This window comes from Terracoccus luteus, assembly GCF_003635045.1.
Lineage (GTDB): Bacteria > Actinomycetota > Actinomycetes > Actinomycetales > Dermatophilaceae > Terracoccus > Terracoccus luteus.
This window is the reverse complement of sequence record NZ_RBXT01000001.1, coordinates 1,930,487-1,950,394: the sequence shown is the minus strand read 5'-3', so window position 1 is coordinate 1,950,394 and position 19,908 is coordinate 1,930,487. Positions and strand designations below refer to the sequence as shown.

Here is a 19,908-nt window from a genome sequence, read left to right as displayed (position 1 = left end):
GGACGTAGGCTGGGCCCATCATGAGCACGCTCTTCGACGACCTCCCGATCCATGCGCTGACGACCGGTCAGGACGCCCCGACCGCGGGTGGTGCCCGGGGCGGCCGGGGTGGCGAGGTCACCGAACGCGGCGTGCCGACGTGGGCCGAGGCGGCCGCCCGGGGAGGGGTCGCGCCGGGTACGTCCGCCGGTCACGTCGACCCCGCCACGCTGCTCGAGGGCCTCAACCCGCAGCAGCGCGAGGCCGTCGTGCACGAGGGGGCCCCGCTGCTCATCGTGGCCGGCGCCGGCTCGGGCAAGACCCGCGTGCTCACCCACCGCATCGGGTGGCTGCTCGGCGAGCGGGGGGTGCAGCCGGGCCAGGTGCTCGCCATCACCTTCACCAACAAGGCCGCGGCCGAGATGCGCGACCGCGTCGCCGGCCTCGTCGGCCCGCGCGCCCGCGCGATGTGGGTCATGACCTTCCACTCGGCCTGCGTGCGCATCCTGCGCCGCGAGGCGGCCAAGGTCGGGATGAAGTCGACCTTCTCGATCTACGACGCCGCCGACAGCCAGCGGCTCATGGCCCTCGTGCTGCGCGACCTCGACCTCGACCCGAAGCGCTACCCGGCGCGCAGCTTCACCGCCCAGGTGAGCAACCTCAAGAACGAGCTCGTCGACGAGGAGACGTACGCCGGACGGGTGGCCGAGGGCGACCACTACGAGCGCACCGTCGCGCAGGCCTACACCCAGTACCAGCGACGCCTGCGGCAGGCGAACGCGCTCGACTTCGACGACATCATCATGACGACGGTCAACATCCTGCAGGCCTTCCCGGACGTCGCCGAGTACTACCGTCGCCGCTTCCGCCACGTCCTCGTCGACGAGTACCAGGACACCAACGAGGCGCAGTACCAGCTCATCCGCGAGCTCGTCGGCGAGGTCAAGGGACCCGAGGGCGCCTACGCCGTCGAGCCGGCGGAGCTGTGCGTCGTCGGCGACTCCGACCAGTCGATCTATGCCTTCCGCGGGGCGAGCATCCGCAACATCCTCGAGTTCGAGCAGGACTACCCCGACGCGCGCACCATCCTGCTCGAGCAGAACTACCGCTCGACCCAGCGCATCCTGCGGGCCGCCAACTCCGTCATCGCCCGCAACGAGGGCCGCCGGGCCAAGAACCTGTGGACCGACTCCGGCGACGGCGCCATGATCACCGGCTACGTCGCCGACAACGAGCACGACGAGGCGGCGTTCATCGCCAAGGAGATCGACGACCTCGAGGAGCAGGGCGTCAAGCCCGGCGACGTCGCCGTGTTCTACCGCACCAACGCCCAGAGCCGGGCCATCGAGGAGGTCCTTGTCCGGGTCGGCCTGCCCTACAAGGTCGTCGGCGGCACCCGGTTCTACGAGCGGCGCGAGGTCAAGGACGCCTTGGCCTACCTGCGGGTCGTCTCCAACCCCACCGACACCGTCAACCTGCGCCGCGTCCTCAACACCCCCAAGCGGGGGATCGGCGACCGCGCCGAGGCCTGCGTCGCCGCCCTCGCCGAGCGCGAGCGCATCCCCTTCGTCGCCGCCCTGGGCCGTGCCGAGGACGCCCCCGGCATCGCCACCCGGTCGGTCGCCGCCATCAAGGGCTTCACGGCGCTGCTCGAGCGGCTGCGCACCGTCTACGAGACCGACGACAGCGTCGCCTCCCTGCTCGAGGCGACCCTCGAGGACAGCGGCTACCTCGCCGAGCTGCGCGCCAGCCACGACCCGCAGGACGAGACGCGCATCGAGAACCTCGCCGAGCTCGTCGCCGTGGCGCAGGAGTACGACGAGCGGCGCGCCACCGAGCTCGAGGCGTCCGGTGGCGAGCTGCCGCCGGGGGTCGAGCCGGAGGACGTCGGCCCCGCCGGCGCCCTCGAGGAGTTCCTCGAGCAGGTCTCGCTCGTCGCCGACGCCGACGACATCCCCGACTCGCCCGAGGCGAAGGCGCAGGGCGTCGTCACCCTCATGACCCTGCACACGGCGAAGGGGCTCGAGTTCCCCGTCGTCTTCCTCACCGGTCTCGAGGACGGCACCTTCCCGCACCTGCGCTCGCTCGGTGACCCGAAGGAGCTCGAGGAGGAGCGCCGCCTCGCCTACGTCGGCATCACCCGGGCGCGCGAGCGCCTCTACCTCTCGCGCGCCGCGGTCCGCAGCGCGTGGGGCTCGCCGCAGTACAACCCCGCCTCACGTTTCCTCGACGAGATCCCCGCCGACCTCGTCGACTGGCGGCGCCTCGGGCCCTCGTTCAGTGGCGCGCGCGGGGCCGGACAGCCGGCCGTCGCGACCCTCGCCTCCCGCCCCGGCGTACGCAGCCCCGGCTCCCGGCCGGTCATCTCGCTGCACGCGGGCGACAAGGTCAGCCACGACTCCTTCGGCCTCGGCACCGTCGTGCGGGTCGAGGGGGACGGCGAGAAGTCCATGGCCCACGTCGACTTCGGCGCCGACACGGGCACCAAGCGCCTGCTGCTGCGCTACGCCCCGCTCGTCAAGCTCTGAGCGCCCGGTCAGCGTCGGGACGCACGAGAGCCCGCCCCCGGTCGGGGGCGGGCTCTGCGGTTCGGGCGAACGGATGCCGGGGAGCGAGCCCCCGCGCCACCGCGGGGTCACGCCGTGCGGCGGTCGGTCGGCTCAGAGGTTGACGCCGCGCGCGGCCAGCCACGCGCGGGGCGCGACGGCACCGCCGCCGTCCGGGTGGATCTCGAGGTGCACGTGCGGGCCGGTCGAGTTGCCGGTGTTGCCGCTGTAGGCGACGAGCTGGCCGGGCTCGACGCTCTCGCCGACCGACACGAGCAGGCGGCTGTTGTGGGCCATGTACGAGACGGTGCCGTCCCAGTACTGGATGCGCACGAGGTTGCCGTAGCCGGTGCTGTCCCAGCCGGCGAAGACGACGGTGCCGCTCGAGAGGGCGCGCACCTTGCTGCCGACGCCGACGGCGAGGTCCTGCGCGGGGTGCATCTTGCCCCAGCGGAAGCCGTAGCCCGACGTGAGGTTGTAGCCCGAGACCGGCGGCACCCAGCGGTGCGAGTTCTGGCGGGCCTTGGCCTCGGCGGCCCTGGCGGCACGCGCCTGGGCGGCGCGGGCGGCGGCGGCCTTGTCGGCCGCCTCCTTCCGGGCCTTCTTCTCGGCGGCCTTCTTCGCCGCCGCCTGGGCGGCGGCCTTGGCCGCGGCCTCCTTCTTCGCGGCGGCGGCGGCGGCCGTGGCGGCCTCGTCGGCCTCGTCACCGGCGGCGGTGCCGGCCGACGACAGGGCGGCGAGGGCGGAGCGCGCGGTGTCGCGCGAGGCCCCGGCACCCCGGTCACCGGCAGCGGCGGCCACGCGGGCGGCATCCGGGGACTGGCCCGCGACGACGGCGGTGCCGCCTGCGGCCTCGGCGCCGAGCGTCGCGGCACCGGCCTGGCGGATCACGAGCCCGCCGGCCACGGTGGTGGCGACGAGGGCGATCGGGACGACGAGGCGACGTCCGCGGGAGGACGACGACGGGGACGCGGGGGTCACGGGCCGGTGGCGGCCGGTGTAGCTGCGATCAGTCACGCGATGGGACACGGAGAAGGAACCTCACTGGTTGGTGGCAGCGTCGACCGTACCGTGACCGTTTCGTTATTCAAAAATCAAGCACCGGCCGAATCGGGCCGAGAGCGTTGATTCCGGGTCGCGACGGGGTATGGCCGTCCGCCGAGGTTACGGCGTCCGCGCGACCGGGCGCCGGCGTCCTCCACAGGCCCGTCAGCGAGCCCGGCACGACGCGGCCGCTCGAATGCACCGCGGCGGAACCGCTTCAGGCGTGGGCGGATCCGTCGCGTGACCGCGGCGCATGGACGATCGGGCTGACTCCCGGCGTCACGGTGGCGCCCGACGTGTCGAGGTGGGCCAGAGCCTCGGAGATCCCCTTCACGACCGTGCGCGTGATGGGCAGGCTCATGTGACCGACGCCATGCAGCACGACGTTGCGGACGTCGAGGTCGTCGTGACGGAGCGCGGCGTTCTGGTGGGGGACGACGACCTGGTCGAGGTCCGAGGAGTAGACGATGAAACGGGTGCGGCAGTCGCGGACCGGCTGCGCCAGCTCGGTGAGCAGCCCGCTGCCGGGGCGCAGCTGCCGGGTCAGCTGGTTGCCCCACGCGTAGGCGAGGTAGCTGCCGTGGTGCGGGGTCCCGAGGGTGACGAGCGTGTGCACACGGGCGTCGCCCCCGAGCCGGGTCACGTAGTAGCGGGCGATGAGCCCGCCCATGGAGTGCCCGATGACGTGGATGCGCTCGTAGCCGGTCTCGGCGGCGATCCGCTCGACCTCGTCGCCGAGCCGGGCGGCCGCCACCCGGATGTCGCCGGTGAGGATGGGGTAGTTGATGGTCTCGATGCGCCCGAAACCGCGGCGCACCAAGCCGCGCCGCAGCACGGTGAAGATGGAGCGGTTGTCGACCATGCCGTGCACGAGCAGGATCGGCGTGTGGGCGGCCTCGACGTCCTGCACCGCGAGCCCGCGCTGCGACGGGGTCAGGTCGCGCAGGCCGTAGCCGTCGCGGGCCGTGCTGTCGCGCGACCCGAGCAGGCCCAGGGGGTAGAGCCCGAGGTGCAGCGCCATCCACGTCGCCTCGACGGCGGCGCCCGCCACCCCGGTCGGGCTCAGCAGGGCCCGGGCCGCGCCGGTGGCGGCCTCGCGCAGACCGGCCCGTCCCGCCGCCGGCACGTAAGGGCCTGAGGATGCCGTCCGGCGGGGTGGGCCGGCAGCGCCCACCGGGCCGACCGGTACGGCCGACCCCTTCGGCGGCGTCGTCGCCTCGCGTGCTCGCGCTCCCACGCCCCGACCGTACCCCGGCCGGTCCGTGCCCCACTCGCGGTCGTCCACCACACGCCGACGGGATCGCCGAGCGGGACCGCGCCACCCGGCATCCGCCGACCCGTGGGACGGGGGTGTGATCTTGGCCCCTCTCGTGCCGGGAGGGGTGCGGCGGGGCGCGCCCGGCGGTCACGGGTGGGTCTCGCGGCCACTACAGTTCGAGCGACAGCCCGTTCGATCGCGCCGTCGCACCCGTCCCGGCTGCGGCCGCCTGCCCGGCCCCCGGCCCGGTGGACGCCTTCGGCCCGCCCGGGTGTCGTCGTGCGGTCGGGCACCGCAATCGACGACGAGGACGGAACCCCACCCGTGGATCTCTTCGAGTACCAAGCCCGCGACATGTTCGAGAAGCACGGGGTGCCCGTGCTCGCCGGCGCCACCGCCACCACCCCCGAGCAGGCCCGTGCGGCCGCCGAGGAGATCGGGCAGCGGTCGGGCGGTGTCACCGTGGTCAAGGCCCAGGTCAAGACCGGTGGCCGCGGCAAGGCCGGCGGCGTCAAGGTGACGAAGAGCCCCGACGAGGCGCAGGCCGCGGCCGAGGCCATCCTCGGCATGGACATCAAGGGCCACACGGTCGGCACCGTCATGGTCGCCCAGGGCGCCCGCATCGCCGAGGAGTACTACTTCTCGATCCTGCTCGACCGGGCCAACCGCACGTACCTGGCCATGTGCTCCAAGGAGGGCGGCATGGAGATCGAGCAGCTCGCCGTCGAGCGCCCCGACGCCCTCGCCCGCGTCGCCGTCGACCCGAACACGGGCATCGACGAGGCCAAGGCCCGCGAGATCGTCGACGCGGCCGGCTTCGACGCCGCCGACAAGGACCAGATCGCGGGCGTGCTGCAGAAGCTGTGGACCGTCTACCGCGACGAGGACGCGACCCTCGTCGAGGTCAACCCGCTCGTCAAGACCGAGGACGGCCAGATCGTCGCCCTCGACGGCAAGGTCACTCTCGACGGCAACGCCGACTTCCGCCACGCCGACCACGAGGCGCTCGAGGACAAGGCCGCCGCCGACCCGCTCGAGGCCGCGGCCAAGGAGAAGGGCCTCAACTACGTCAAGCTCGACGGCTCCGTCGGCATCATCGGCAACGGCGCGGGGCTCGTCATGAGCACCCTCGACGTCGTCGCCTACGCCGGTGAGGAGTTCGGCGGCCAGAAGCCGGCCAACTTCCTCGACATCGGCGGCGGTGCGAGCGCCCAGGTCATGGCCGACGGCCTGCACATCATCCTCGGCGACGAGCAGGTCAAGAGCGTCTTCGTCAACGTCTTCGGCGGCATCACGTCGTGCGACGCCGTCGCCAACGGCATCGTCGGCGCCCTCGACACCCTCGGCGACGCGGCGACCAAGCCCCTCGTCGTGCGGCTCGACGGCAACAACGTCGAGGAAGGCCGCCGCATCCTCGCCGAGCGCGACCACCCGCTCGTCACCATCGAGGCGACCATGGACGGCGCCGCGCGCAAGGCCGCCGAGCTCGCCGCCGCCGCGAACTGACCCCGGGCCACAGGAAAAGAGAATCGAGCAACCATGGCAATCTTCCTCACCGCTGACTCGAAGGTCATCGTCCAGGGCATGACCGGCTCGGAGGGCATGAAGCACACGCAGCGCATGCTCACCTCCGGTACGACCATCGTCGGCGGCGTCAACCCCCGCAAGGCCGGCACGACCGTCGACTTCGAGGACGGCGTGTCCGTCCCCGTGTACGGCACGGTGGCCGAGGCCATCGAGGCGACCGGCGCGAACGTGTCCGTGATCTTCGTGCCCGCCCAGTTCACGAAGGCCGCCGCCGTCGAGGCGATCGACGCCGGCATCCCGCTCGCCGTCGTCATCACCGAGGGCGTCGCCGTCAAGGACACCGCCGAGTTCTACAACTACGCCAAGGCCAAGGGCACGACGCGCATCGTCGGCCCGAACTGCCCCGGCCTCATCACCCCCGGGGTCAGCAACGCCGGCATCATCCCCGCGAACATCTCGGGCACCGGCCGCATCGGCCTCGTCTCGAAGTCGGGCACGCTGACCTACCAGATGATGTACGAGCTGCGTGACTTCGGCTTCAGCTCGGCCGTCGGCATCGGTGGCGACCCCGTCATCGGCACGACGCACATCGACTGCCTCGAGGCGTTCCAGAACGACCCCGACACCGACGCCATCGTCATGATCGGTGAGATCGGCGGCGACGCCGAGGAGCGCGCGGCCGCCTACATCAAGGAGCACGTCACGAAGCCGGTCGTCGGCTACGTGGCCGGCTTCACCGCCCCCGAGGGCAAGACGATGGGCCACGCCGGCGCCATCGTGTCGGGCAGCTCGGGCACCGCGCAGGCGAAGAAGGAGGCCCTCGAGGCCGCCGGCGTGAAGGTCGGCAAGACGCCGAGCGAGGCCGCCGACCTCATGCGCGACATCATGAAGAGCCTCAGCGCCTGATCCCGGCCGGCCCGTCAGGGCCACCCGGGCTCCTACCGTGCCCGCCCACCGCTCTCCGGTGGGCGGGCACGGTGCGTCCCACCCGCCCTCGGCGAGTCGGATGCCGGTCGCCCGGCGTGGGCGCTCGATCTGGCCGCCCGCTCTTGTGACCATGGGGTCGTGCCACCGTCCGCCCCGTCCTCCACCCGCCCCCGTTCCCGCCCTGCGGCGGGCCCCGGCCCGCGCGCCGGCACCCGCGGCCCGCGGGCGAGCGCGCCGGACGAGCGCGGCGGCGGGCTCGTGGCCGCCGTCCGCACCGGGCTGCTCGCGGCCGTCGCCACCTGGGCGATCGTCGTGCTGCCGGCCCTCGTCGGCTGGATCGCGGCCCCCGAGAGCAGCCTGGGCTGGTTCACCGCCGTGTCCGTCGGCAGCGCACTGTGGTTCGTCGGGCACGGCCAGACCGTCGTCGGCGACGGCGTGGCCGTCTCGGTGACGCCGGTGCTGCTCCTGCTGCTCGACGTCTACGTCACGGCCCGCTTCGCGCGCCGCCTCTTCGCGACCCAGCGGGAGGTGCTGCCGGCCTCGCGCGTCGACCGCACCCTCGCGCGCGTGCTCGTCCCCGGCTTCGTCGGCGGCTACGTCGTCGCCGCCGCCGTCATCGCCGTGCTCGCCCTCGGCGGCCCGGTCGGGCCGGGCCTGCTGGCCGTGGCCGGGGCGGCGCTGGTCCCCCTCGCCGCGGTCGGGGCCCTGCTGCTGCGACCCGACGACGATGACGCCCCCGGCTTCGTGCGGGCCTGGTTCCGCCGGGGTCCGACGTGGCTGCCCGCCGTGTGGCGCATCGGCTGGCGCGGCGCCGGGGTGCTGCTGCTGCTCGGTGCCGCCGTCGTCGTGGCCCGGGTGGTCCTCACCGTGGGCTCGGTCGTCTCGATGCAGGCCGACTACCGGGTCAACCTCGTCGGGGCCGCCGTGCTCGTCGCCGGCCAGCTGCTCATGCTCGGCAACGCCGCGACGTGGGCGCTCGGCTTCGTCGCCGGCCCCGGCTTCTCGCTCGCCGCCGGCTCGGTCGTCTCACCCGTCGCCGCCGACCCCGGCCTCAACCCGGCCGTCCCGCTGCTCGCGGCCCTGCCCGAGCAGGCCGCCTACCCGCCCCTGCTGCTCGCGGTCGTGCTGCTGCCGGTCCTCGTCGGGGCGCTGCTCGGCCGGTGGGTCGACGCGGCCCTCGAGTTCTTCGGCAACACCCGCGCCCGGTTCGCCGCCGTCGCCACGGCCGCAGCCCTGGCCGTCGTCGTCGTGCTCGCGTTGACCGCCCTCGCCAACGGGGCCCTCGGGGTCGAGCGGCTCGCCGCCGTCGGGGTGCCGCTCGCACCGTTCGTCCCGGCCCTGCTCGCCGAGGTCGTCGGCGGCGCCTGCCTCTGGGTCGGGCTGGCGCTGCTGCGCGAGCGCCGCGCCGAGCGCGACGCGGCGGCCGCCACGGACGGGCGAGGTGACGCCGACGACGACGACGACGCCGACGACGACGTCGACGGTGCCGACGACGACAGGGACGACTGAGCCGGGCTCAGCCGAGCTCGCGGGCGCCCCAGAAGACGCCGTCGCGCAGCTGCTCGCACGCCGCGAGCGCCTCGGAGGTCTGCGCGCCGGCGACGCACGCCTCGTAGTCGCGCACCTGCGGGTAGAACAGCCCCTGCAGCCCGAGGGTGGCGAGCAGGACCCCGGCCACGACGAGCGTCATGGCCGGCACCACCTTCTCCGAGCCCTTGCGGTCGGTGAGGAAACGCAGCAGCCGGACCGTCAGCACGACGACGAGCACGAGAGGCACGACGGCGACGAAGCGGCGCGGTAGCGGCAGCGACATCGCGACGACCGCGAGCAGCATGGCCACGAACACGGGCAGGGTGCGCGCCGCCTTGGCGCGGGCGTGGGCGACGGCCTGGTCGACGGGGTCGGGCATGCGCTCCATTCTCACGCATCCGCCGGAACCCTCCGCCCCCGCCCGGCCTCCCCCCGTCTGCGACCGCCCCAGGTCACGGGGGAGCGGCCGACGCGCTCGCTACACTCCCCGTCGTGACGAGCGACGCCGTGCCGCGACCCGAGGGCTCCGACGGCAGGGGCGACCCCGACGCCCTGCACGCGCCCACGGCGCCGGGCTCCACGGCATCCGTCGTCGTCCTCGTCTCCGGCTCGGGCACCCTCCTGCAGGCGCTCCTCGACGCCACGACCGACCCGGCGTACGGCGTGACGGTCGCGGCGGTGGGGGCCGACCGCCCGTGCCACGGCCTCGAGCGGGCGGAGCGGGCCGGCATCCCGACCTTCGTGCGGTCGGTGCGCGATCATTCCGACCGCGCCGCGTGGGACGAGGCGCTCGCCGCCGACCTCGCCGCCCACGACCCGCGGCTCGTCGTCACGGCGGGCTTCATGCGCATCCTCGGCCCCCGCAGCCTCGCGGTCGCGCCCGTCGTGAACACCCACCCGGCCCTGCTGCCGAGCTTCCCGGGCGCGCACGGGGTGCGTGACGCGCTCGCCTACGGGGTCACCGTGACGGGCACGACCTGCCACCTCGTCGACGCCGGCGTCGACACCGGGCCGATCATCGAGCAGCGGGTCGTCGCCGTGGAGCCCGACGACACCGAGGACTCCCTGCACGAGCGCATCAAGGTGCACGAGCGTGAGCTCATCGTGCAGGTGACCGGCCTGTTGGCGCGCGAGGGCTTCACGGTGCAGGGTCGGCGAGTTCGGGTCGGGCGGGCCTGACCGCTACTCTGGCCGCACACGACTGGCGCAGGTGGGTGACCACCGGGGAGTGACGTCGGGAGCATCGACCGCCTGGGTGCCTCGCGAGAGCGGATGCCGGGTCGCCCCCAACCGGGGTGCCACGGCACCGCCCTCACCGACGTCCCGCGAGCGCGAACCAGGAGTGCAGCCATGACCGACGCCCCCACCACGACCACCGACGAGGGGCGCCGCCCGGTCCGTCGGGCGCTCGTCTCCGTCTACGACAAGACCGGGCTCGACGAGCTGGCGCGGACGCTCGACGCCGCCGGGGTGGCCATCGTCTCCACGGGCTCGACGGCCAGGACCATCGCGGCCGCCGGCGTCGCCGTCACCCCGGTCGAGGAGGTCACCGGCTTCCCGGAGTGCCTCGAGGGCCGGGTCAAGACGCTGCACCCCAAGGTGCACGCCGGCATCCTCGCCGACACGCGCAAGCCCGACCACCTCGAGCAGCTCGCCGAGCTCGGGGTCGAGGCGTTCGAGCTCGTCGTCGTCAACCTCTACCCCTTCCGCGAGACGGTCGGGTCGGGCGCGAGCCCCGACGAGTGCATCGAACAGATCGACATCGGCGGGCCGTCGATGGTGCGCGCCGCGGCGAAGAACCACCCGAGCGTCGCCGTCGTCACCGACCCCGCCGCCTACGGGGAGGTCGCGGAGTCGGTCGCCGCCGGCGGGTTCACCCTCGGGCAGCGTCGCCGCCTCGCGGCCGAGGCTTTCGTGCACACCGCCTCGTACGACGTCGCCGTCGCGAGCTGGATGGGCAACGCGTACACCGACACGAGCGGCGGCACCGGGTTCCCGGCCTGGGTCGGCGCCGACTACGAGCGCGGTGCGGTGCTGCGCTACGGCGAGAACCCGCACCAGCGGGCCGCCCTCTACCGCTCGTTCGACGAGGGCGTCGCGAGCGCCGAGCAGCTGAGCGGCAAGGAGATGTCGTACAACAACTACGTCGACACCGACGCCGCGGTGCGCGCCGCCCACGACCACGGTGACCGGCCGACCGTGGCGATCATCAAGCACGCCAACCCGTGCGGCATCGCCGTCGGCGACACGATCGAGCAGGCGTACGAGCGCGCCCACGCCACCGACCCGGTCAGCGCCTACGGCGGCATCATCGCCGCCAACCGCACCATCACGGCCGCGATGGCCCGGGCCGCCAAGCCAGTCTTCACCGAGGTCGTCATCGCGCCCGACTACGAGCCCGAGGCGCTCGAGGTCCTCACCGCCAAGAAGAACCTGCGCGTGCTGCGCCTGCCCGACGGGTGGAGCGGCGGCGGCCAGCCGGACGACGCGGGCGTCGAGATGCGGCCGGTCAGCGGCGGTCTGCTGCTGCAGTCGGTCGACCGGGTCGACGCCGTGGTGCGTGACGACGAGGGAGCCGTGACCGGCGGCGACGACGCCTCGGCCTGGCGCCTCGTCGCCGGGGCGGCCGCCGATGAGGCCACCCTCGCCGACCTGCAGTTCGCGTGGCGCGCCATCCGCGCCGTCAAGAGCAACGCCATCCTGCTCGCCCACGACGGCGCTGCCGTCGGGGTCGGCATGGGCCAGGTCAACCGCGTCGACTCCTGCCACCTCGCCGTGCGCCGGGCGGGGGAGGATCGCGCCCGCGGCTCGGTCGCCGCCTCCGACGCCTTCTTCCCCTTCGCCGACGGCCTGCAGATCCTGCTCGACGCCGGGGTCCGTGCGGTCGTCGCCCCGGGTGGCTCGATCCGCGACGAGGAGGTCGTCGCGGCCGCCGAGGCCGCCGGCGTGACGCTGTACTTCACCGGCACCCGCCACTTCTTCCACTGACCGGCGCGCCCACCGGCATCCGGACGGGGGCCCCGGATGCCGGTCGGTGCCCTCAGGTGACACCCTGACCCCATGAGAACCCTTGCGGCCCGGACCGGCCCGACTCGTGACGGCACCTGGCTCGTCGCCCTGGCCGCCTCCTTCTGGGGTCTGTCGGCGCTGTGGCGCGGGCCGCTGGCGAAGGAGTACCCGGCCCTCGCCGTCGTCTTCTGGGAACACCTCGTGCTCACCCTGCTCGTCAGCCCCTGGCTCGTGCCGGCGGTGCGCCGGCTGCTGCGCACGAGCCGGCGCACGAAGCTCAGCGTGCTCGTCATCGGCGCCGGCTCGTCGGCCCTCGCCACGACCCTCTTCACCGCCGCGTTCCGGGTCGGTGACCCGATCACGCCGCAGGTGCTGCAGAAGCTGCAGCCCGTCATCGCCGTGGCGCTCGCCGCCGTCGTGCTCGGCGAGCGGCTCAGCGCGCGCTACGCCTTCTTCGCCGTGCCGGCCCTCGTCGGCGCGTGGCTGCTCGCCTTCGCGAGCCCGCTCGACGTCGGCGTGAGCAGCGCGCAGGCCGCGTTGCTCGCGGTCGGGGCCGCCGCGCTCTGGGCCGCGGGGACGGTGCTCGGCCGCGCCGCGAGCGCCGAGCTGCGCTTCGCCGACATCACGGCGTTGCGCTTCGGGGTCGGCCTGCTCACGCTGCTCGCGCTCGCGGGGGCCACGGCCACGCCCCTGGCCGTCGGGCTCGACGCCGTCCCGAACATCCTGCTGCTCGCGCTCCTCCCCGGGCTGCTCGCGCTGCTCCTCTACTACCGGGCCCTCGGCCGCACCCCGGCCTCGCGCGCGACCCTCGCCGAGCTCGCCTTCCCGCTCACGGCCGCCCTCGTCGGCGTGCTCGCCCTCGACGGTCGGCTGACGCCCTCGCAGTGGGTCGGCTTCGCCGTCGTGCTCGCCTCTGTGGTCGCCCTCGCCGTGCACGAGCAGCGGTCGCGGCGCCCGTCGGTCCAGGCGCCCGACCCCGACCGGGTGCTCGCCACCACGCCCTGAGGTCAGGGGCGGGTGACCCAGCCCCGTTCACGCGCCTGCCACCCGAGCTGCAGGCGCGACGTCACGCCGGCCCGGTCGAGCAGGCCGCTGACCCGTCGCTGCACCGTGCGCAGACCGAGGTCGAGGGCCTTGGCGACGGCCGAGTCGGTGAGGCCGGCGAGCAGCAGCGAGAGGATGCGCAGGTCGAGCTCGTCGGGCCCCTCGGGCTGCTCGACGACGCGCCCGTCGACGAGGTGCAGCGGCACGGCGGCGTCCCACACCGCCTCGAAGAGCGCCTGCAGCGGCGCGAGCAGCCCGCTGGCGCGGACGAAGAGCGCCGACGGGTCGGAGCCGTCGGTGAGCAGCGGCACCATCGCCGCCTCCCCGTCGGTGACGAGCAGCTTGGTCGGCACCCGGTCGGCGACGCGCACGAGGGTGTCCCGGCCGAGGCCCCACGTCACCGTGGCGATGGCGCCCGGGGCCTCGAGCGACTCGCGCTCGAGCACGACGCGGTAGCGCACGCCCCGGCCGGTGGCCGTCTCCTCCGCGTCGTTCTCCTCGCCCGTGACCGCGACGGGCGTGCTCGTGACGAGAGCGTCGACCGTGCGCACCGCACCGAGCTGGATCTGCCGGAAGCGCTGGGCGACGGCCTCGGCGCCGACGATGATCTCGACGAGCTCGTGCAGCTCGGAGGCGGGGGCGTCCGACCGGAAGGCCGCCATGAGGCGGGCCACGCCGACCTCCGCCTGCTCGAGACCGTGCCGGCGTTCGTTGACGAGGGCCCGCAGCGCCACCGCGGGCGGGGCCGCCATCCAGCGGCCACCCGACGGCTCCGGGCGGCCGACGGGACGGGCGACGAGGCCGTGCCGCTCGAGCGCCCGCAGGGCCGTCTCGACCTCGCCCACCGGCATCCCGAGCCGGCGCCCGAGGTCGCCGGCGGTCTCGGAGCCGAGGGTCACGAGCAGCCCGTAGACCGCCTCCTCCTGCTCGTCCAGCCCGATGGCCTCCAGCACGGGTGCTCCTGTCGTCGGTTGGTGTGCTCGGCATGGTCGGCATGCTGGGCGGTGTCGCAGGTCTCCACCCGCGACACCGCAGTGTCCCTCCGCCCGGGCGCCCCGATGAGTGACCGTCCCCGGGACGGTGCCGGCCGGCATCCGCGCGGGTACAGTCGTGTCGAGGCCGACGACCGGCCCACGGAGGGCCGACGACGCGGCCGACGGGAGGTTCCGAGGTGGGCATCGGCGTGCTGCTGGCCGTCATCGGCGCCATCCTCACCTTCGCGGTGAGTGCCGACCCGCCCGGCATCAGCCTGCCGACCGTGGGCGTCATCCTCATGGTTGCCGGGGCCGGCCTCATCCTCAACGCGAAGCGCACGACCCACAGCGAGCGCACCGTGACGCGCATCGAGGACCCGGGCGGCCAGCGCCCCGTCGTGCGCAAGACCGTCGAGGAGCGCGACACCCGCCACTGACCGCGCGCGGCCGGTCACCGCTCGCGCGTGGCCTCCGGATGCCGGTCGGTGCCGTACTCGTCGTGGCCGACGGTGACGACACTGCCGCCGGGGTCGCCCGTCTCGCCGCCGTCGACCCCGCCGAGGGGGCGGTCGGCGCGTCGGCGCAGGTCGGCCGGGGCCAGGGCCCGCGCGAGGTGGTACCCGGCGATGGCCACGACGGTGCCGAGGGCGATGCCGCCGAGGACGAACTCGTCGGTGAAGCGCAGCTGCACGTGGCCGATGCCGATGATGACGCCGGCGGCGACGGGCACGAGGTTGAGCGGGTTGCCGAAGTCGACCCGGTTCTGCACCCAGATCTTGGCCCCGAGCAGGCCGATCATGCCGTAGAGCACGACGGTGATGCCGCCGAGCACGCCACCGGGGACCGAGGAGACGAGGGCGCCGAACTTCGGCGACAGGCCGAACACGAGCGCCACGAGGGCGGCGACGTAGTAGGCCGCCGTCGAGTAGACCCGGGTGGCGGCCATGACGCCGATGTTCTCGGCGTAGGTCGTCGTCGGCGAGCCGCCGATCGACGACGCGAGCGCGGTGCCGAGGCCGTCGGCGGCGATGGCACGGCCCATGTAGGGGTCGAGGTCGGTGCGTGTCATCTCGGCGACCGCCTTGACGTGGCCGGTGTTCTCGGCAACGAGGGCGATGACCGAGGGCAGCACGAGCAGGATGGCCGCGGCCGAGAACGACGGCAGGTGCAGGCCGACCAGGGGCTGGCCGTCAGGGCCGAGCGTGCCGGTCGTCGGGGGCAGACCGAACCACGCGGCATCCGCGACCCCGTCGAAGCTCGTGCGCCAGTGGGTCGTCACGGCGCCCGCGGCGGCGTCGTAGGACGTGATCTGCCCGAAGACACGGTCGAGCAGCCACGAGAGGACGTAGCCCACGACGAGGGCGAGGAAGACGGCGATGCGCGAGACGAACCCGCGGAACGCGACGGCGCACACGACGGTGAAGGCCATGACGAACAGGGCTACCCACTGGTCCTGCGGCCAGTACGTGCCCGAGACCACGGGGGCGAGGTTGAAGCCGATGAGCATGACGACCGCGCCGGTGACGACGGGTGGCAGCAGTCGGTGCAGCAGGCCGGAGCCGAGCACGTGCACGAGCACTCCGACGACGACGAGCACGAGGCCGGACACGAGCACGGCGCCGGTGACGTCCTGGGAGGTGCCGCCCTGGGCGCGGATGGCGGCGGCCGCCGCGACGAACGAGGCCGACGTGCCGAGATAGCTCGGCACCATGCCCTTGACCACGAGCAGGAACAGGATGGTGGCGACGCCGCTCATCATGATCGCGAGCTGGGGGTTGAGCCCCATGAGCAGCGGGAAGACGAACGTCGCCCCGAACATCGCCACGACGTGCTGCCCGCCGAGCCCGATCGTGCGCCCCCACGAGAGCCTCTCGTGCGGGGCGACGACGTCGTCGGGGCCGAGCGTGCGCCCGTCGCCGTGGAGGGTCCAGCCGAACATCCGCGCGCCGTCTCGAGCCATGCGGGCAAGGTAGCGGAAAAGCAGTGGGGCGCTGTCGGTGCGCCCGCTTAGGGTGGACCACGCGATGCGAGACTTCCCACCCGTGACCCGGGCCTTCGGCAGCAGCTCGTCCGACGCCGGCTCACCCGGCCACGTCGACGAGCCCGACACGCGCACCCCGAGGGCCTTCCTCGCCTGGATGGTGCGCCAGCAGGGGGGCCTGTTCTGGTTCGGCCTCTTCGTGGCCGTCATCTGGATGGTGCCCCAGACGCTCGGCCCCTGGATCGTGGGGCGGGCCATCGACACCGGCATCGTCGCGGGCGACCAGGGCGAGACGACGCGCTGGCTGGTCGTGCTCGGCGTCGTCACCGTGGGCGGCGCCCTCAGCGGCGTCTTCTTCCACACCGTCATCGTGCGCGAGTGGCTCATCGCCCTCTACGGCACGACCCAGCTCGTCACCCGCAAGGCGCTGCAGCTCGGCCACGTGCTGACCCGCCGCACCCCGACCGGCGAGGTGCTGTCGGTCTCGGGCAGCGACGGCGACCAGTTCGGCGCCCTCATGGAGATCACGACGCGGGCCGTCTCGCAGCTGCTCGCCTACCTCGTCGTCGCCGGCATCGTGCTCTCGACGTCGGTTCGCATGGGCCTGCTCGTGCTCGTGTCGGCGCCGCTGCTCGTGCTGCTCGGGGCGCCCCTGCTGCGTCCGATGCAGCGGTGGCAGGGCGTCGAGCGCTCCCGCAACAGCGAGCTGACCTCGATGGCCACCGACATCGTCGCGGGCCTGCGCATCCTGCGCGGCATCGGCGGGGAGGAGACGTTCGGCGGCAACTACGCCGGCCAGTCCCAGGGGGTGCGCCGCGCCGGTGTCATGGGCGGCCGCTGGCTGGCGGCCGTCGAGTCGGTCGGCGTGCTGCTGTCCGGTGGCTTCGTCGTCGCGCTGCTGTGGCTGGGCACGCGGGAGGTCGCCGTCGGCCGGCTCACGGTTGGCGAGCTCGTCAGCTTCCTCGGCTACGGCCTCTTCCTCGTGCAGCCGATGCGCACGTTCGTCGAGTTCGCGCAGAAGTGGACGCGCTCGGTCGTCTCGGCCCGCAAGGCGGTCGCGGTCTACGAGCAGCGCTCGCCGTGGCGCGACCCGGTCGACCCGAAGCACCTGCGGTCGGATGCCGTCGTGGTCGACGAGGCCTCGGGGGTGCACGTCGCCCCGGGCCGGCTGACGATGGTCGTCTCGTCGGTGCCCGACGACTCGGCGGCCCTCGCCGACCGGCTCGGTCGCTACCTCTCCGGCGACCAGGACCCCCTCGTCAGCGCCGAGCTGCCGGAGGGGCTCAAGGGCCGCGCGGCCCGGGCCGCGCGAGCCGAGCGTGAGGCGGCCCGCGCCGCCCAGGCCGCGAGCGACGAGCAGCGGGCGAGCGAGCCCTGGGGCGTCACCGTCGGGGGCGTCGACCTGTCCGACGTGCCGCTCGACGAGGTCCGTCGCCACATCTTCGTCAGCGACACCGCACCCCAGGTCTTCAAGGGGACCCTGCGCGAGGCCGTCGACCCGCACGACCGGCTCACCCGCGAGCAGGCCGAGCGCGCGCTCTTCACCGCCGCCGCCGACGACGTCTTCGACGCCCTCCCGGGTGGCTGGCAGGGCGAGCTCGACGAGCGGGGCCGCGGCCTGTCCGGCGGGCAGCGCCAGCGTCTCGTGCTCATGCGCGCCCTCGCCGTCGACCCCGAGGTGCTCGTCCTCGTCGAGCCGACGTCGGCGGTCGACGCGCACACCGAGGCACGCATCGCCGAGCGGCTCGGCCCGCACCGGGCCGGGCGCACGACGGTCGTCATGACCGCCTCGCCGCTGCTGCTGCACCACGCCGACGAGGTCGCCCTGATGGTCGACGGCCGGGAGGTCGACCGCGGCCGGCACGCCGAGCTACTGTCCCGCTCGGAGGCCTACCGCTCCGTCGTCGTGCGCGGCGAGGTGGCCGCGTCCGCCGCGGCCACGCCCGCCGACGAGGGTGCGGCGGGTGGGTCGGACCCGACGTCCGGCTCGTCGACCGGCCCGTCGACCGAGCAGCTCGAGACCGAGACGGCCCACTGGACCGCCGTGACCGGGGCGGAGGCCACCCGATGAGCGACACCGACCTCGTCGTCGACCTGCGCGCCGACCTCGCGGCCGAGTCGGCCCGCACGTGGGACGCCGCCCACCGTCCACCGCCGGTGCCGGTCGAGCTGCGCCCGCCGGCCCGGGCCGGCGCCCGAGAGCGGCTCGTCGCCCTGCGCCGTCGCCACCTGCTGCGCGAGCGACGAGCGCAGGAGTTCGTCGCCGACACGATGAACGCGACGACCGGACTGCCGGTCGCCGACGCCCGTAGCGTCGTGCGCTTCGTCGGCCGGCTGCTCGGGGAGCGCCGCGGTCTCGTCGTCGCGGTCGTCGGGTTCAACGCCCTCGCCGCGCTCGCGGGCCTGCTCGTGCCTCGTCTGCTCGGCGAGCTCGTCGACTCGACCGTGGCCGACGTGCAGGCGGGTCGCGTCGACGCCGCCCTCGCCGGCGCCAACACCGTGGCCCTCGTCGTCGCGGGCCTCGTCGTCGTGCAGGGTCTCGTCACCTTCGCGGCCAAGCTGAGCTCGACCGTGCTCGGGCAGGACGTCCTGGCCCGGGCGCGCGAGTACGTCGTGCACGCGATCCTGCGCCTGCCGCTGTCGAGGGTCGAGAGCGCCAGCACCGGTGACCTCGTCACCCGCGTCACCCGCGACGTCGGCACGATGAGCGAGAGCGTGCGCTGGGCCCTGCCCGAGTCGATCGTCGCGCTCATCACGGTCGTGCTGACGCTCGTGGCCATGGTGAGCAACTCGTGGCAGCTCTCGGTGCCCTCCCTCGTGCTCATGGCCCTCGCCAGCTTCCAGGTGCGCCGCTACCTCGCCCGTGCCCCCAAGGGCTACCTCACCGAGGGCGGCACCTACTCCCGCATCAACACGACCCTGAGCGAGACCGTCGAGGGGGCGCGCACCGTCGAGGCGCTCGGGCTCGCCGGTCGCCGCCTGCGCCGGGGCGACGACGACATCGAGGTGTCGGGCCAGGCCGAGCGCTACACGATGACGCTGCGCAACCTGCTCTTCCTCATCATGGACGTCGCCTTCAGCCTGCCGCGCGTGCTCGTGCTGCTGCTCGGCGCCGTCGGCTACGTGCAGGGCTGGGCCAGCCTGGGTCAGATCACGACCGCGATCCTCTACGCCGAGGCGCTCTACGGCCCCTTCGACATGCTCGTCAGCACCGTCGACCGCGTGCAGGTGGGCATGGCCTCGACCACCCGCCTGCTCGGCATCGCGACCGTCCCGCCCGACCGCGAGGCCGGCGAGGGCGTCCCGCAGGGGCGCGACCTGCTCGCCCACGACCTGCGCTACGCCTACCGCGACGGGCACGACGTCCTGCACGGCATCGACCTCGACCTGCGCACCGGTGAACGGCTGGCCGTCGTCGGCCCGAGCGGGTCGGGCAAGTCGACCCTCGGACGGCTGCTGTCCGGCATCCACGGCCCCCGAACGGGCACGGTGCAGGTCGGCGGCGTCGAGCTGACGCGACTGCCCCTCGAGACGCTGCGCACCGAGGTCGCGCTCGTCACGCAGGAGCACCACGTCTTCATCGGCACGGTGCGTGACAACGTCGTGCTCGCCCGTGAGGGCAGCGACGACGAGCAGGTCCGTCAGGCGCTCGGTGCCGTCGACGCGCTCGAGTGGGTCGACCGCCTGCCCGAGGGGCTCGACACCCAGCTGGGCTCGGGGCACCTCGCCCTGACCCCGGGTCGGGCCCAGCAGGTCGCCCTGGCGCGGCTCATCCTCGCCGACCCGCACACCATCGTGCTCGACGAGGCGACCTCGCTCATCGACCCACGGACGGCCCGCCACCTCGAGGGCTCGATGAACGCCCTGCTCACCGGCCGCACCGTCGTCGCCATCGCGCACCGGCTGCACACCGCGCACGACGCCGACCGCATCGCCGTCGTCATCGACGGTCGGGTGGCCGAGCTGGGGAGCCACGACGAGCTCGTGGCCCACGGCGGTGAGTACGCGGCGCTGTGGCGGGCGTGGACGTCCTGACCGCGCCGGCCGGTCGGCCCGAGGCGACGGCCCTGACGAACGGCGGCCAGGCGA

15 protein-coding genes and 1 riboswitch are annotated in these 19,908 nt (G+C 74.0%); of the genes, 10 read left to right on the top strand and 5 right to left on the bottom strand.

Going from position 1 to position 19,908, the window contains the following annotated elements; all coding sequences use genetic code 11:
* Positions 1 to 20 precede the first annotated feature (20 nt).
* A complete protein-coding gene (gene pcrA, locus DFJ68_RS08875; protein ID WP_121032471.1) occupies positions 21 to 2,507 on the top strand; it encodes a DNA helicase PcrA in 2,487 nt (828 codons plus the stop codon).
* A 132-nt stretch (positions 2,508 to 2,639) separates the two neighbouring features.
* Here the strand turns inward: pcrA and DFJ68_RS08870 are convergent, their stop codons facing one another.
* On the bottom strand, positions 2,640 to 3,554 hold the full coding sequence (locus tag DFJ68_RS08870; protein WP_245963553.1) for a M23 family metallopeptidase: 915 nt from the start codon (positions 3,552 to 3,554) through the stop codon (positions 2,640 to 2,642).
* A 232-nt stretch (positions 3,555 to 3,786) separates the two neighbouring features.
* Positions 3,787 to 4,806, bottom strand: coding sequence for an esterase/lipase family protein (locus tag DFJ68_RS08865; RefSeq protein ID WP_245963552.1), 1,020 nt, complete (start codon positions 4,804 to 4,806; stop codon positions 3,787 to 3,789).
* Between the two features lie 345 nt (positions 4,807 to 5,151).
* On the opposite strand from DFJ68_RS08865, the gene sucC reads away from it, so the two are divergent.
* The 3 genes from sucC (at position 5,152) to DFJ68_RS08850 (ending at position 8,790) form a co-directional block, all read left to right on the top strand.
* Positions 5,152 to 6,333 (top strand): ADP-forming succinate--CoA ligase subunit beta, encoded by a 1,182-nt coding sequence (sucC, locus tag DFJ68_RS08860; protein ID WP_121032467.1) that lies wholly within the window; start codon positions 5,152 to 5,154, stop codon positions 6,331 to 6,333.
* Between the two features lie 33 nt (positions 6,334 to 6,366).
* Entirely contained in the window at positions 6,367 to 7,260 is an 894-nt protein-coding gene (gene sucD, locus DFJ68_RS08855) for a succinate--CoA ligase subunit alpha (protein WP_121032465.1), read from the top strand.
* A gap of 159 nt (positions 7,261 to 7,419) precedes the next feature.
* Positions 7,420 to 8,790, top strand: coding sequence for a cell division protein PerM (locus tag DFJ68_RS08850; protein WP_147431536.1), 1,371 nt, complete (start codon positions 7,420 to 7,422; stop codon positions 8,788 to 8,790).
* Between the two features lie 7 nt (positions 8,791 to 8,797).
* On the opposite strand, the gene DFJ68_RS08845 is transcribed toward DFJ68_RS08850, so the two are convergent.
* The gene (locus DFJ68_RS08845; protein ID WP_121035236.1) at positions 8,798 to 9,190 is read right to left on the bottom strand and encodes a hypothetical protein; all 393 of its coding nucleotides are present in this window, start codon (positions 9,188 to 9,190) and stop codon (positions 8,798 to 8,800) included.
* 173 nt (positions 9,191 to 9,363) lie between these two features.
* Between DFJ68_RS08845 and purN the strand changes: the two genes are divergently transcribed.
* From purN to DFJ68_RS08830, 3 genes are all read left to right on the top strand, one after another.
* Positions 9,364 to 9,990, top strand: a complete 627-nt coding sequence (gene purN / locus DFJ68_RS08840; RefSeq protein WP_211333469.1) for a phosphoribosylglycinamide formyltransferase — start codon at positions 9,364 to 9,366, stop codon at positions 9,988 to 9,990.
* 8 nt (positions 9,991 to 9,998) lie between these two features.
* A riboswitch (ZMP/ZTP riboswitch) is annotated at positions 9,999 to 10,075 on the top strand.
* Positions 10,076 to 10,161: 86 nt separating this feature from the next.
* Complete coding sequence (gene purH / locus DFJ68_RS08835) at positions 10,162 to 11,799, top strand: bifunctional phosphoribosylaminoimidazolecarboxamide formyltransferase/IMP cyclohydrolase (protein WP_121032459.1); 1,638 nt, start codon at positions 10,162 to 10,164, stop codon at positions 11,797 to 11,799.
* A 72-nt stretch (positions 11,800 to 11,871) separates the two neighbouring features.
* On the top strand, positions 11,872 to 12,825 hold the full coding sequence (locus tag DFJ68_RS08830) for a DMT family transporter (protein ID WP_121032457.1): 954 nt from the start codon (positions 11,872 to 11,874) through the stop codon (positions 12,823 to 12,825).
* 2 nt (positions 12,826 to 12,827) lie between these two features.
* Here the strand turns inward: DFJ68_RS08830 and DFJ68_RS08825 are convergent, their stop codons facing one another.
* Entirely contained in the window at positions 12,828 to 13,817 is a 990-nt protein-coding gene (locus DFJ68_RS08825) for a helix-turn-helix domain-containing protein (RefSeq protein ID WP_121032455.1), read from the bottom strand.
* A 218-nt stretch (positions 13,818 to 14,035) separates the two neighbouring features.
* On the opposite strand from DFJ68_RS08825, the gene DFJ68_RS08820 reads away from it, so the two are divergent.
* Positions 14,036 to 14,275, top strand: a complete 240-nt coding sequence (locus tag DFJ68_RS08820) for a DUF6458 family protein (protein WP_121032453.1) — start codon at positions 14,036 to 14,038, stop codon at positions 14,273 to 14,275.
* Between the two features lie 14 nt (positions 14,276 to 14,289).
* On the opposite strand, the gene DFJ68_RS08815 is transcribed toward DFJ68_RS08820, so the two are convergent.
* Positions 14,290 to 15,798, bottom strand: a complete 1,509-nt coding sequence (locus DFJ68_RS08815) for a uracil-xanthine permease family protein (protein ID WP_245963551.1) — start codon at positions 15,796 to 15,798, stop codon at positions 14,290 to 14,292.
* 64 nt (positions 15,799 to 15,862) lie between these two features.
* On the opposite strand from DFJ68_RS08815, the gene DFJ68_RS08810 reads away from it, so the two are divergent.
* On the top strand, positions 15,863 to 17,890 hold the full coding sequence (locus tag DFJ68_RS08810) for an ABC transporter transmembrane domain-containing protein (protein ID WP_211333303.1): 2,028 nt from the start codon (positions 15,863 to 15,865) through the stop codon (positions 17,888 to 17,890).
* Positions 17,887 to 19,854: an ABC transporter ATP-binding protein gene (locus tag DFJ68_RS08805; RefSeq protein ID WP_121032449.1), complete on the top strand. Its 1,968-nt coding sequence runs from the start codon at positions 17,887 to 17,889 to the stop codon at positions 19,852 to 19,854. The genes DFJ68_RS08810 and DFJ68_RS08805 overlap by 4 nt, the downstream gene beginning before the upstream one ends.
* The last annotated feature ends 54 nt before the right edge of the window (positions 19,855 to 19,908 follow it).